We start from the raw sequence: 12,628 nt of genomic DNA on the forward strand, positions 1-12,628 counted from the left end.
CGGCCGCCTACCGCCACGCCGAGGCTTCGGTCGTGGCGCCTTTCGAATATAGCTCGATGATTCTCGGCGTCGTCATCGGCTATCTTGTGTTCGGCGATGTGACGTCGCTCAACACGCTGATCGGCGGCGTGATTGTGGTTGCCGCCGGCATCTTCATCATCTGGCGCGAAAGGCAACTTGGCCTCGAGCGCACGCGAACCCGAAGGGCGACGCCGCCGCAGGGGTAAGCCTACGAAGCGGCCGTCCGCTCCTTCGCCAGCCGCACCAGCACGGTCCGCGTCTGGTCGTCGGCGGGGAAGAAGGATTCGATCGCCAGCTCCGACAGCGTCACGTCGAGCGGCGTACCGAAGACGGTGATCGTGCTGATGAAGGACAGCACCTGATCGCCATGCGCGAGCCTGAGCGGATGGACGATGCCGCTTGGCTCGACCGGCGCCGGCCGGCTGCTCCTCAGCCCGGACGGATAGCCGCGCAATTCCTTCTCCAACTCGATCAGCATGGAGTCGCCGGTGGCGTCGTTCTGGTGCTTGAGGCGCTCGAGCAGATGCGCGCGCCATTCCGCGAGGTTGACGATGCGCGGCGCGACGCCACCGGGATGCAGGCTGAGCCTCAGCACATTGACCGGCGGCTTGAGCAGCCACGGCTCCGAGACGTCGGCCAGGAACGGGCCGATCGCCGCGTTGGCGCAAACGAGGTTCCAGTGCCGGTCGACCGCCAGCGCCGGGAAGGGCTCGTGGCCCTTGAGCACCGTCTCGACCGCAGCCATCGCCGGCGCCAGCGTCGTATCGGTCAGCGGCCTTTCGCTGAAGCTCGGCGCGAAGCCGGCCGCGAGCAAAAGCTGGTTGCGCTGGCGTAGAGGAATGGCAAGCTGCTCGGCCAGATGCAGCACCATCTCGCGCGAAGGCTGGGCGCGGCCGCTTTCGACGAAGGAGAGATGCCGCTGCGAGATATCGGCTTCCATGGCGAGGTCGAGCTGGCTCATGCGCCGGCGCGTGCGCCACTCACGAATGAGGCTGCCGGCGGAGACGTCGGGTGTTGTCATGGGGGATGAGTAGGCCGGCGAGGGGAGTAATTCAATTACCTTAGAGGTTATCGCTCCCCTTCTCCCTTGTTGTGGGAGAAGGGGAGGTGCTTCACCCCAACGCCCTCAGTTTCGCCTTCACCTCGAGAAAATCCCGCCACGCCAGCTTCTTGTGTGCAGGCGTGCGAAGCAGATACGCCGGATGCAGCGTCGGCATCGCTGGAATGGCAATGCCCGACTGGGTGGTGTGGACGCGCCAATTGCCGCGCAGGCGCAGGATGCCCTCGGTCGTGTTGAGCAGCGTCTTGGCGGAAGGGCCGCCGAGATTGACCAGCACCTTCGGATTGACCAGCTCGATCTGCCTTTCGATGAACGGGCGGCAGATCTCGGTCTCGTGCGGCGTCGGCGTTCGGTTGCCCGGCGGGCGCCACGGGATGACGTTGGCAATATAGGCCGATGTCCGGTCGAGGCCGATCGCTGCCAGCATGCTGTCGAGCAGCCGTCCGGAGCGGCCGACGAAGGGCAGCCCTTCGAGGTCCTCGTCGCGGCCCGGCGCCTCGCCGACGAGCATCAGGTCGGCATTCGGGTTGCCGTCGGCGAAGACCAGGTTCTTGGCGGTGAATTTGAGATTGCAGCCGTCGAACGCCGCCATCTGCTGGCGCAGTTCGTCAAGCGTCGAGGCGCTCGCCGCCAGCTGCCGCGCGAGCTTGATCTGCCCCTCGTCGGGGACCGTGGCGGTGGTGAGCGTCGGGCGCCGCGGCGCATCGGGCACTTGGCTTGCGTCAAGTCCCGTCGATGCCGCCGGCCGTTCCGCCGCCCGGCCTGCCTCCAATCCGGGCTCCGATGCCGGCCGCTCCAGGGGCATGCTTTCACGCGCGGTTGCGGCCTGCGCCGGCGCGCGCTCGGCTTGCTTCGGCTTGGCCTCGGCGAAGCGGTTGACAGGTGTGTCTTCCAGCGCCTCGTCAACGCCGGCGCTGGCATAGAAGGCCAGCAGCTCTGCGATATCGATCGGGTTGTTGGGGGAGGCGGCAGTCATGGCGCCACCATCGTCCGCGCGGCAAAGATTTGCAACCGCCGGGAATTCGCCATTCAGCGCAATGTCTGTCAGCCCGTCGGTATGCGCGGATCCTGCACCAGGAAGAATGTCCAGCGCGGCGTGTAGTCGGTGATCAGGAACTCGAACGTCGCCGTCTTCAGCGGGTCGACCTTGCCGTTCTTGAACAAGAGCCGGTCATAGGGTTCGAACTGGCGGTCGAAATCGGCGAAGTTGCTCGAGACGATGTTGTCGGGATTCTTGTTGCGCTGGTCGAAGGAGAGACCGTCGCCGAACACGCTCGGCTGGTCGAGGATTTCCTGCAGCTCGAACTGGAACTCGACCCAGGGCAGGGAGCTATTGTTGAGCACGTCGATGCGCATGTACATAACCCCATTGGCCACGTTGCCGGCCCTGCCGAAGGCTTCGATCGGCCGGATCGCGCGGATGGTCAGCGTCACTGGCGTCGCCGAATTCAGCTCCTCGGTGATGACCAGCGGGTCATCCTTGGTGCCAATTCCGGAAGCGCCGGTGATGCGGAAGCCGCCGAGCTCGTCGGAAAAGGAGTAGGCGCCGGCCGCCCAGACTTTTTGCGGATCGGCCTGGGCGGCGCCGAGCGAAAAGAGGAGCGGAAGAACCGCGCGGCAGAGCACGCCGAGCGTGAAGAGTAAGCGCTTCAATGAAAAGCCGATTGGCTCGGGAGTGCGCATGGGGCCAAGTATTGCCGATAAGCAAGCCGTCGAACAATTAAAAACGTGCCGGACAGGCCTGGCCTTCCAGATGCATGGCCCTGGCCTATGCTTCGCCGTCGCCTGTCCGATGGCCGTTTCGTATGGAACACCGCGACTTTTTGTCGAAATCGGCTTTGTCACGTCAGCGCCGGTTTCGCGTCGCGAATTGATGCGCTATGCAGCGCGTGAGCCAGCAAAATGCGAGAATAGGGCAAGCCAGCGAGGGGCAGATGAGCGAAATCGAACGCGAGAGCATGGAATTCGACGTGGTCATCGTCGGCGCCGGTCCGGCCGGCCTTGCCGCGGCGATCCGTCTGAAGCAGCTCAACCCCGACCTTTCCGTCGTCGTGCTGGAAAAAGGCGGCGAGGTCGGCGCCCATATCCTGTCCGGCGCCGTCGTCGACCCGATCGGCATCGACCGCCTTTTGCCGGGCTGGCGCGAGGAGGAAGGGCACCCTTTCAAGACGCCTGTCACCGACGATCATTTTCTGGTGCTCGGCCCCGCCGGGTCCTTCCGCCTGCCCAACTTCCTGATGCCGCCGCTGATGAACAATCACGGCAACTACATCGTCTCGCTCGGCAATGTCTGCCGCTGGCTGGCGACCAAGGCCGAGGCGCTCGGCGTCGAGATTTATCCGGGCTTTGCCGCGGCGAGCCTTGTCTACAACGAAGCCGGCGCCGTGACCGGCGTGATCACTGGCGACATGGGCGTCGAGAAGGACGGCACGCATGGCCCGGCCTACGCCCCCGGCATGGCGCTGATGGGCAAATACGTGCTGATCGGCGAGGGCGCGCGCGGCTCTTTGGCCAAGCAACTGATCGACAAATACCAGCTTGCCGACGGCCGCGAGCCCGCCAAGTTCGGCATCGGTCTCAAGGAACTCTGGCAGGTCAAGCCTGAGAACCACAAGCCGGGGCTGGTGCAGCACTCCTTCGGCTGGCCGCTCGACATGAAAACCGGCGGCGGCTCCTTCCTCTACCATCTCGAAGACAACCAGGTGGCGGTCGGCTTCGTCGTCCATCTGAACTATAAGAACCCCTGGCTCTCGCCCTTCGAGGAATTCCAGCGCTTCAAGACTCATCCGGCGATCAGAGGCACCTTCGAGGGCGCCAAGCGGATCGGCTATGGCGCGCGCGCCATTACCGAGGGCGGCTGGCAATCGGTGCCGAAGCTTTCATTCCCGGGCGGCGTGCTGATGGGCTGCGCGGCCGGCTTCGTCAACGTGCCCCGCATCAAGGGCTCGCACAATGCGGTGCTGTCGGGCATGCTGGCGGCCGAGCATGTCGCGGACGCCATTGCCGCCGGCCGGGCCAATGACGAGCTCGCCTCCTATGAAGACGCCTGGCGCGGCAGCGACATCGGCAGGGACCTGAAGAAGGTGCGCAACGTCAAGCCGCTGTGGTCGCGCTTCGGCACCATCGTCGGTGTCGGCATCGGTGGTCTCGACATGTGGCTGAACACGCTGTTCGGCTTCTCGCCCTTCGGCACGCTGAAGCACGGCAAGGCCGACTATGCGACGCTCGAGCCCGCCTCCAAGCACCAGAAAATCGCTTATCCGAAGGCGGATGGCGTCTTGACCTTCGACCGGCTCTCCTCGGTGTTTTTGTCCAACACCAACCATGAGGAAAATGAGCCCGTGCACCTCATCGTCGGCGACATGGCGCTGCAGCAGCGTTCCGAGCACGACGTGTTCGCCGGGCCATCGACCCGCTACTGCCCGGCCGGCGTCTATGAGTGGGTGGACAAGGACGGCAATGCCGCTGCCGACCCGTCCGCCAAGGACGTGCGCTTCGTCATCAACGCGCAGAACTGCGTCCACTGCAAGACTTGCGACATCAAGGACCCGAACCGGAACATCAATTGGGTGCCCCCGCAAGGCGGAGAGGGGCCGGTCTACCAAGGCATGTGAGCCCCACGTCTGGCCGCGCCGGCTCGCCAGCCGCCATCCTGCGGCTGGCGAGAGCCGGGTAACAGGCGGCACCTACGAGCAATACCGGTTGCGACGGCGCAACCTCAAGGCTGTTGAATCCGCTGCCTGCTTGTGTTCCCTTTCCCTAAGGATAGGGAGGAGACGGTTATGCGCATGGCGGTTCTGACATGCCTTGTCGCTCTCGGCGCGCTCTGCGCGCCGCAGGCTTGGGCCGGCACCAGGGTGCTGGTCCAGACGCGCACCTATGACATTGCCGGCAATTCGGGCGCGGCGCTCATCGAGGCGATGGGCAGCAGGGGTCCCAAGCACGGCTTCATGACGCATGCCATCGCCCAGACCGCCTATACGGCCGACTGGGAGCTTGGGGTTATCCAGGACAAGGGCTCGTGCCGGATACGGCAGGCAAACGGAACGCTCAGTCTCTTCTACACTTTCCCCCGCTTGGCGTCGCCAGCCACGCCTGCATTGAAGAAGCGCTGGAACCGGTTCTTCGCCGGCGTGCGCGCCCACGAGGGAACCCATGGCCGCATTGCCCGGGAAATGATGCGCGTCACCGATCGCTCGATCACCGGTCTTAGGGTCGCTAACGACCCCTATTGCTACAAGGCGCGCAGCGAGGCGCGCCGGCGCATCCAGGCCGTCTATGCCGAATACGAGGCCAGGCAAAATGCCTTCGATGCCCGCGAGCACCGCGAAGGCGGTCATGTCGAGCACCTCGTCGCTGCTTTGATCAGGCCTTAGCGGCACAAGCAGAAACCGGCGATGCGGCGGGAAGCAATGCGACGCTAACCGCCCGTGTTGCCAAGTTGTGCGTTTGCCGCCAGCGCCGACTGATGCTCGTGCTCGGGCTGTCGGCCGTCGGACCGCAACGAGAACTCGATCAGCACCGGCAAGTGGTCGGAGCCGGCGTCTTCCAGCCGCGTCGCCGAATGGATCGTCACGGCCCCTTTGCTGAACACCTGGTCGATCGGCAGGCCGGCGAAGCGCCGGATGAAATCCGGCAGCTTCCGATGGATCCAGGTCGGCCCGGCCGACGGCATCACGCTCAGTCCGCCGAGCGAGGCGACACGACGCACCGCAGCGCTCCACGGCGCGGCGTTGCAGTCGCCGGCCATGATGGCGGTTTCGCCGAGCGCGGCAAGCGGCTCCGCCAGCTCGCCGATCTGCCAGTACTGCTCGCGCGGCCACGGCCAGCTCAAATGGATTGCCGCGACATCGACGCCGGTGCCGCCGAAATCGATCGTGGCGGTAGCCATCGCGCCGCGCGGCTCGCAATGCGGCGCCGTGCCCGGGGCAAAAGGCCGCCGCGAGAGCAGCGCGACGCCGAACACGCCGTTGGGGTAGGGGCAGAGGATGCGGTACGGATAGGCGCCGGTGATATAGCCGAGCTCTCTAGTCCACATTCCCGACACCTCGTCGAGGGTGATCACATCAGGGTTGGTGCGGCCGATCAGCGACAGCACCTTCTTGGGCGTCGGATTGTCGAAGCGAAGATTGATCTGCAGCAGGCTATAGACGATACGGTCGGCAGGTTTGGCGACCGCCTGCTGCGGCCACAACCTGGGCAGCGCGCTGGCCGTCGTGGCGAGGCAGGCGAGGGCGAAGAGCAGCGCTGCTGCCGCCTGCAGCCGGTAGGAACTGGCAAGCAGCGCCACCGCCAGCAGTGCCGTGAGCACGCTCAGATGAATACGAAAATGCGAGAACGAATCGAGGGCTGGATGCAGCGCGCCGAGGAATCCGGCCAGCAGCGCGGCCGTGAGTGCCGTCATCGCCAGGAATGCCACCCCAGCCGTCATGTTTGAGCGCGCGCCGCCTGTTGTCATGTCAGTCGTGTTCTGCCGAATGTCGCCGGCATCTTTTTGCAGCGACATAGTCTCGCTCAGGCCTGCTTATCGGCAAAATTGCGGCCCGGGCAAGACGATGAGTTGCCTCGGCTACTGGAAAGCAGTCTCGGAGAAGCTTCTCAACTTGCGCGAATGCAGCCGCTCCATCGGCATTTCGGCCAGCTTCTCCATCGCCCTGATGCCGATGGTGAGGTGCTGCGCCACCTGCCGCTTGTAGAATTCCGTCGCCATGCCGGGCAGTTTCAGTTCGCCATGCAAAGGCTTGTCGGAGACGCACAGCAGCGTGCCGTAGGGCACGCGGAAGCGGAAGCCGTTGGCGGCGATCGTCGCCGATTCCATGTCGAGCGCAATGGCGCGCGACTGCGAAAGGCGCTGCACCGGTCCGCGCTGGTCACGCAGTTCCCAGTTGCGGTTGTCGATGGTGGCGACGGTGCCGGTGCGCATAATGCGCTTGAGATCGTAGCCGGAAAGTCCCGTTACCTCGGCGACCGCTTCCTGCAGCGCCACCTGGATCTCGGCCAGCGGCGGGATCGGCACCCAGACCGGCAGGTCGTCGTCGAGCACATGATCCTCGCGCACATAAGCATGGGCCAGCACATAGTCGCCCAGTGCCTGCGTATTGCGCAGGCCGGCGCAGTGGCCGAGCATCACCCAGGCATGTGGCCGAAGCACCGCGATATGGTCGGTGATGGTCTTGGCGTTGGACGGGCCGACGCCGATATTGACCATGGTGATGCCGCCATGGCCCGACTTCTTCAGGTGGTAGGCCGGCATTTGCGGCAGGCGCTGTGGCGGGGTGCCTTCGCTCGCCGCGCCGGCCCCGGCCTGAGTCACGAGGTTGCCCGGCTCGACGAATTCGCTGTAACCGCCGCCGCCGCTCTCCATCAGCTCGCGGGCCCGCGCCACGAACTCGTCGATGTAAAACTGGTAATTGGTGAACAGCACGAAATTCTGGAAATGCTGCGGGCTGGTCGCCGTGTAGTGCGTCATGCGGTGCAGCGAATAGTCGATGCGCTGGGCCGTGAACGGCGCCAGCGGCCTCGGCTCGCCGAACGCCACCTCGAAAGTGCCGTTGGCGATCTGGTCGTCCGTGCCGTCGAGATCCGGCACGTCGAACAGGTCGCGGATCGGCCGCCTGATCCGCTCGGCAGCCGTGCCATCGACATAGGTGCCCTCCAGGAAGGCGAAATGCAGCGGGATCGGCGTCGTCGATTCCGACACCGTGACCTGGACGCCGTGATTGCGCATGATGAGCCGAAGCTGCTCGACGAGATAGTTCTCGAACAGCTTTGGCTGGGTGATGGTGGTGGCAAAATGCCCGGGCGTCGGCATATGGCCGTAGGCCTGGCGCGAGTCGATCTGCGTGAACGAGGTGGTGGTGACGCCGATCTGCGGATAGAAGGCCCGGTAGCGCCTGCTCTCGTCGCCGCCGGCGGCGAGCTTGGCGAAGGAATCGCGCAGGAATTTGGTGTTGCGGTCGTAGAGCGCCTCCAGCGCCGCGACCGCCTTCTTGGCGTCGTCAAAACTCTGCCTGCCGAAAGGCTCCGGCATGACGACCGATTCGATGGCTTGGGGGTAGATTCGCTTTTCCATGGCCCAATATAGGGATTTGGAAGAGCGCTTGGGAGGGGGAGGTGGGCGCGAAGCCCGCCTTGCGGAGTATTTTTCTCTGGCCGTGTCAGCCACGCTGCAGGCTGACCAGCAGCACGAAGCCGATGCCTGCCTTCTTCGGCGTTGGCGCCTCGATGACCGAACCGGCGTCGGCGCGCATCATCGGCACCGCCAGCACAGGAGCGGCAAGCACCATCAGGATGAGCATCGCCCGCGGCAGGAGCCGAAGAGCTTTGAGGGTGGAGGCAGCGATGCGGTTCATGGTGGTCGTTCCGGTTTCGAGTATTGGTCGTTTCAGCGGCCGAAATGGTTCATGCAGTCCAGCCGGCAGGTATCGGCCATTCGCGGTGAGCGCGCCGGACGGCCGGCTTCGGCCACGAGGATGGCGAAGAACATGCCGAACAGGCTCATCAGCAGGCAGACGATGGTGAAGCGGCGGACAAGCATTGGTCTCTCCTTCAATGGCGAGGAGAATGCCCGAACGCCTCTGAACCGGTTCTGAGACCGATATTCATCTGCGGTTCAAATTGGCTGATGGGGTCATGACCGGCCGAAGGCCTGCGAAGTGCCTTGTCCAGCGCTGCGCTCAGAAACGGCGCTCAAAAAGAAAACGGGGCGCCGGGCCCCGTTTTTGCATCGTCATCCGTTCGACTGTCAGAGCTTGTGCCAGGTCTGGGTCTTGCAGATCAGTCCGCCCAGAACGCAGCCGCTCATCTTTAGCGAGGTGCCGGAAAGCGTCGCCTTGCCGGAATAGGTCTTGTCGGTTTCCGGGTCTGTTATTGTGCCGGTGTACTTGTTGTCGCCGGTCGCCTTGAAGGAGCCGATCGTCTTGCCGGCATATTTGCCGGACTTGAGCGTGATGGAAAACGCCCCGCCGCCGGCGATCGCCGCTGTCGATCCGGCCTGCGTCTTCCAATTGCCCTCGATCGGGTCGGCCGACGCGGCGCCTGCAATCATCAAGGTGGCCGCCAGGACTAGGCTGACTTTTCGAAACATGCTTGTCCTCCCTTTAGGGTTCCGGCGGGCCTCGTTCCGCCTCTCTGTCCCTTACGCAAACGTAAAGCTAATCCAGCCATCGCCAAAACGAAAGCGGTGCCGCGACGGAAGCTTGTAAGGATTTCGGCCGCGTCGGTCGCTGGAAATGAACGGATGGCGAAAAAGGCTTCGGTTTCCGTGGTTAGCGAAGTCTTGATTCCCGCGCCTCAAATTTTCGACGAATTTGGCGCAGATCGGCTGAATTGCTGGATTCCTATGCTTAACGGTTCTTCGCGTTTACCTCTTGTTTTAGCTTTGTTTTCTTCAAATTAAGCAAGCCATTTAACGACGGATTCAAGGCGAGCCGTCATCCTCGAAAGCATCGAAAGAGCGGCCCGCCCAGGGGAATTCCAGGGGCAGAAGGAGGCAGCTCTCGGGAGCAGACAGGGGATTGAAATGGCACGCTTTGAAATGCTTGAAGCCGGCTTCGGCGCCATGGGGGCAACTGCCCAGGCCGACATTCTTTTCGAACTGGGCATGATGTATGCGACCGGCCGCGATTGCGAGACCGACGTCATTGCCGCCCACAAATGGTTCAACATCGCCGCGATCAAGGGATCGCTCCGCGCCGCCGAGCTGCGCTCGGAATTGTCGGCATCGATGTCGAAGGCCGAGATCGCCAAGGCGCTGCGCGAAGCGCGCGAATGGATGACGATGCACTGATTTTGCGGGGTAAGGGCCGGAAGCTCTTAAGGGACAAGGCCGCAAAAAGACGGCCGGTTAACCAGACCAAGAACGCGGCAGGTCAACGAACTCAAGCCGTGCGACAACACAGGGAAGCGGGGTTCAGGCGCGCGGGGCGCCGGGAAGCTCGACTGCAAAAGCCGCGACCGGCCGGGACAAGGCCGGCGCGGCTTTTGCATTTGCGCAGTCTCCGCCTGTATGGGAACGGCGGCTTGGCCCAAGAACTCCCCGTCGGAATGAACCAAATCCCGATACATTGTGCTCTCGACAGTTCCGGCGAAGGGTGAAATTGTCCCGGCTCTCTGGAAGAAGCGTGGCCGGAACGGCCGCGCGCAAGTGGAGGAGTTCTATTGTCATGAAAAGATTGGGTATTTTGAGCGCGGCCGCATTGGGCCTGACGATGAGCGCATCGGTTGCCTTCGCCGACGACATCACGATTTCGGTGGTCGGCCCGATGACCGGGCAGCTCGCCAACATCGGCGACCAGTTCAAGCAGGGCGCGCAGGCCGCGGCGGATGCCATCAATGCCGCCGGAGGTGTCAACGGCAACAAGATCAAGATCGACATCCAGGACGACCAATGCGATCCGAAGCAGGCCGTGTCGGTCGCCAACCGTATCGTTGCCAACGGCGTCAAGTTCGTCGACGGCCATGCCTGCTCGGGCTCGAGCATTCCCGCTTCCGCCGTCTACGCCGAAGCCGGCACCCTGATGATGAGCCCGGCCTCGTCGAATCCGGAACTGACCGACGCCGCGGCCAAGGCCGGCTGGCCGACGATCATGCGCCTCTACACGCGTGACGATGCGCAGGGCGCTTTCATCGGTCCATGGATCGCCAAGAAATATGCCGGCAAGAACGTCGTCGTCCTGCACGACAAGAGCGCCTACGGTCAGGGCGTTGCCGATGCTGTCAAGGCGACCATGAATGCCGGCGGCCTCAAGGAGGTCGACTATGAAGGCATCAATGCCGGCGAGAAGGACTATTCGGCTTTGGTCACCAAGCTGAAAGAGCTCAAGGCCGACGTCGTCTATTTCGGCGGCTACCATCCGGAGGCCGGCTTGATCCTGCGCCAGGCAGCGGAGCAGAACGTCAAGTTCCAGCTGATCATGCCGGACTCGATCGCCTCGCCGGAATTCTGGCAGATCGCCGGCCCGGCCGGTGAAGGCACAATGTTCGTCTTCCCCTCGGATCCGCAGTCGAAGCCGGAAGCGAAGGAGGCCGTGGCCAAGATCAAGCAAGGCGGCTTCACACCGGAAGGTTTCACGCTGTTCTCCTATGCAGTGATCCAGGCGGTGGCCGAAGGCGTCAAGCGCGCCGGCACCGACGACCCGGCCAAGGTCGCCGAGGCGCTGAAGGACGGCAAGCCGATCAGCACCGTGGTCGGCGACGTGATCTTCGACGAGAAGGGCGACCTGAAGAACGCCAGCTACGACATCAACCAGTGGCACGACGGCAAATACGCGCCGATCAAGCCGTAATTCGTTCTGCAGATCGATTGGAAATGGCCGGGATTTGTCCCGGCCGTTTTCGTATGTGCCTTGGCACTGATTTGGAGACCAGTTCGGCGCTCTACGGCGCCCCCCTGGAGTCCTGCCGCCCCAGCCAGTTTGTCCCGTTGCCGATCCAAGGCGACCGGCAGCTCAGCCCCGTGCGTCCTCGAACCGCACCAGCACCGTGCCGTCGCTCACTTGCGCGCCTTCGGCCGCGATCTCGGCAATCACCCCATCATGGGGTGCGGCGATCGTGTGCTCCATCTTCATCGCTTCGAGGATTAGGAGCGGCTGGCCCTTGATAACGGTATCGCCCGCTGCCGCGCGCACCAGCTTGACCAATCCCGGCATCGGCGCGCGCAGGCTGTCCGACGCGGCCGCGGCCTCATCCGCCTTGGCCAGCGGATCCGGCACCGTGAATGTATATCCGACCGCTCCTTCGAACACCGTGACATGGCCCGGCCAGCGCGCGCTGCGCGGCATGCTCCTGAGGTCGTGCGCGTTGATCGCGTCATGCGGCGCCTCCAGCGCCACCTGGAAGCGGCCGTCAGGCCGCGCCGATACCCGGGCCAGGATGTTCTCCTCGCCGTAACGCAACCGGGTGCGGCGCGCCAGCGTATGGAAATGCGCATAGCCGGCGAGCGAGGACCACGGATCGGCGGCCGGACCCGCCGTGCTTGCGTCGGTCGCTGCCAGCGCCGCCGCGGCGATCGCTTCATCGCTTGGCGGGGGAACAGCGACGAGAGCATCCTGATGCCGGCCGATCAGGCCGGTGTCGATATCGCCCGCCGCGAAATCGGCGTCGGCGGCGAGTGCTGCAAGGAAGGCGGTGTTGACCGTCGAGCCGGCAACTTCGGTTCGGGCCAGCGCCTTGCGCAGCGCGCCAAGCGCGGTGGTTCTGTCCCTAGCGTGCACCACCAGCTTGGCGATCATCGGATCGTAGAAGGGCGAGATCGCATCGCCGGCCCGCACGCCGGTCTCGATGCGCATGGCGGCATCCTCCGGCGGCGTGTCGGGGAATTTGAGATGATAAAGCGTGCCCGTCGCCGGCAGGAATCCCTTGGCCGCGTCCTCGGCGTAGATGCGCGCCTCGAAAGCATGTCCGGCAAGGGCGATCTCGTTCTGCGCCTTCGGCAGTTTTTCGCCGGCGGCGACACGAAGCTGCCATTCGACCAGATCGACGCCGGTGACCATCTCGGTGACGGGATGCTCGACCTGCAGCCGTGTGTTCATCTCCATGAACCAGAAG

The 12,628-nt window shown here is 64.1% G+C and carries 14 protein-coding genes; 5 read left to right on the forward strand and 9 right to left on the reverse strand.

Going from position 1 to position 12,628, the window contains the following annotated elements:
- On the forward strand, nt 1-227 hold a 227-nt coding region (locus EOA75_RS18405), incomplete at its 5' end, for a DMT family transporter (RefSeq protein WP_164747440.1).
- Nucleotides 228-229: 2 nt separating this feature from the next.
- On the opposite strand, the gene EOA75_RS18410 is transcribed toward EOA75_RS18405, so the two are convergent.
- The 3 genes from EOA75_RS18410 to EOA75_RS18420 form a co-directional block, all read right to left on the reverse strand.
- Nucleotides 230-1,042 (reverse strand): helix-turn-helix transcriptional regulator, encoded by an 813-nt coding sequence (locus EOA75_RS18410; RefSeq protein ID WP_095800144.1) that lies wholly within the window; start codon nt 1,040-1,042, stop codon nt 230-232.
- A 91-nt stretch (nt 1,043-1,133) separates the two neighbouring features.
- Nucleotides 1,134-2,057, reverse strand: coding sequence for a uracil-DNA glycosylase (locus tag EOA75_RS18415; protein WP_095823702.1), 924 nt, complete (start codon nt 2,055-2,057; stop codon nt 1,134-1,136).
- 68 nt (nt 2,058-2,125) lie between these two features.
- Nucleotides 2,126-2,764: a hypothetical protein gene (locus tag EOA75_RS18420; RefSeq protein WP_067321008.1), complete on the reverse strand. Its 639-nt coding sequence runs from the start codon at nt 2,762-2,764 to the stop codon at nt 2,126-2,128.
- A gap of 251 nt (nt 2,765-3,015) precedes the next feature.
- On the opposite strand from EOA75_RS18420, the gene EOA75_RS18425 reads away from it, so the two are divergent.
- Together EOA75_RS18425 and EOA75_RS18430 are read left to right on the forward strand one after the other, a co-directional pair.
- Entirely contained in the window at nt 3,016-4,695 is a 1,680-nt protein-coding gene (locus tag EOA75_RS18425) for an electron transfer flavoprotein-ubiquinone oxidoreductase (RefSeq protein WP_095823701.1), read from the forward strand.
- Between the two features lie 168 nt (nt 4,696-4,863).
- Complete coding sequence (locus tag EOA75_RS18430; protein ID WP_127215812.1) at nt 4,864-5,457, forward strand: DUF922 domain-containing protein; 594 nt, start codon at nt 4,864-4,866, stop codon at nt 5,455-5,457.
- Between the two features lie 44 nt (nt 5,458-5,501).
- Here the strand turns inward: EOA75_RS18430 and EOA75_RS18435 are convergent, their stop codons facing one another.
- The 5 genes from EOA75_RS18435 to EOA75_RS18450 all read right to left on the reverse strand — a co-directional run bounded on the left by EOA75_RS18435 (nt 5,502) and on the right by EOA75_RS18450 (nt 9,167).
- Nucleotides 5,502-6,512 carry an endonuclease/exonuclease/phosphatase family protein gene (locus tag EOA75_RS18435; RefSeq protein WP_127215816.1) on the reverse strand — a complete coding sequence of 337 codons (1,011 nt, stop codon included), beginning with the start codon at nt 6,510-6,512 and terminating at the stop codon, nt 5,502-5,504.
- Nucleotides 6,513-6,650: 138 nt separating this feature from the next.
- Nucleotides 6,651-8,111: an AMP nucleosidase gene (locus tag EOA75_RS18440; RefSeq protein WP_245466672.1), complete on the reverse strand. Its 1,461-nt coding sequence runs from the start codon at nt 8,109-8,111 to the stop codon at nt 6,651-6,653.
- A 127-nt stretch (nt 8,112-8,238) separates the two neighbouring features.
- Nucleotides 8,239-8,433 (reverse strand): hypothetical protein, encoded by a 195-nt coding sequence (locus EOA75_RS18445; protein ID WP_067321018.1) that lies wholly within the window; start codon nt 8,431-8,433, stop codon nt 8,239-8,241.
- A gap of 32 nt (nt 8,434-8,465) precedes the next feature.
- Nucleotides 8,466-8,618: a hypothetical protein gene (locus EOA75_RS34105; protein ID WP_164747131.1), complete on the reverse strand. Its 153-nt coding sequence runs from the start codon at nt 8,616-8,618 to the stop codon at nt 8,466-8,468.
- 207 nt (nt 8,619-8,825) lie between these two features.
- Nucleotides 8,826-9,167 (reverse strand): DUF2147 domain-containing protein, encoded by a 342-nt coding sequence (locus EOA75_RS18450; RefSeq protein WP_127324843.1) that lies wholly within the window; start codon nt 9,165-9,167, stop codon nt 8,826-8,828.
- A gap of 435 nt (nt 9,168-9,602) precedes the next feature.
- On the opposite strand from EOA75_RS18450, the gene EOA75_RS18455 reads away from it, so the two are divergent.
- Both EOA75_RS18455 and EOA75_RS18460 read left to right on the forward strand, forming a co-directional pair.
- Nucleotides 9,603-9,869 (forward strand): sel1 repeat family protein, encoded by a 267-nt coding sequence (locus tag EOA75_RS18455; RefSeq protein ID WP_066997543.1) that lies wholly within the window; start codon nt 9,603-9,605, stop codon nt 9,867-9,869.
- Between the two features lie 376 nt (nt 9,870-10,245).
- The gene (locus EOA75_RS18460) at nt 10,246-11,367 is read left to right on the forward strand and encodes an ABC transporter substrate-binding protein (RefSeq protein WP_067321025.1); all 1,122 of its coding nucleotides are present in this window, start codon (nt 10,246-10,248) and stop codon (nt 11,365-11,367) included.
- A 162-nt stretch (nt 11,368-11,529) separates the two neighbouring features.
- Here the strand turns inward: EOA75_RS18460 and EOA75_RS18465 are convergent.
- Nucleotides 11,530-12,628, reverse strand: a 1,099-nt coding sequence (locus tag EOA75_RS18465; protein WP_348628668.1) for a biotin/lipoyl-containing protein, incomplete at its 5' end; no start/stop codon positions are given.

Origin of the sequence: Mesorhizobium sp. M1A.F.Ca.IN.022.07.1.1, assembly GCF_003997575.1 — a bacterium.
Lineage (GTDB): Bacteria > Pseudomonadota > Alphaproteobacteria > Rhizobiales > Rhizobiaceae > Mesorhizobium.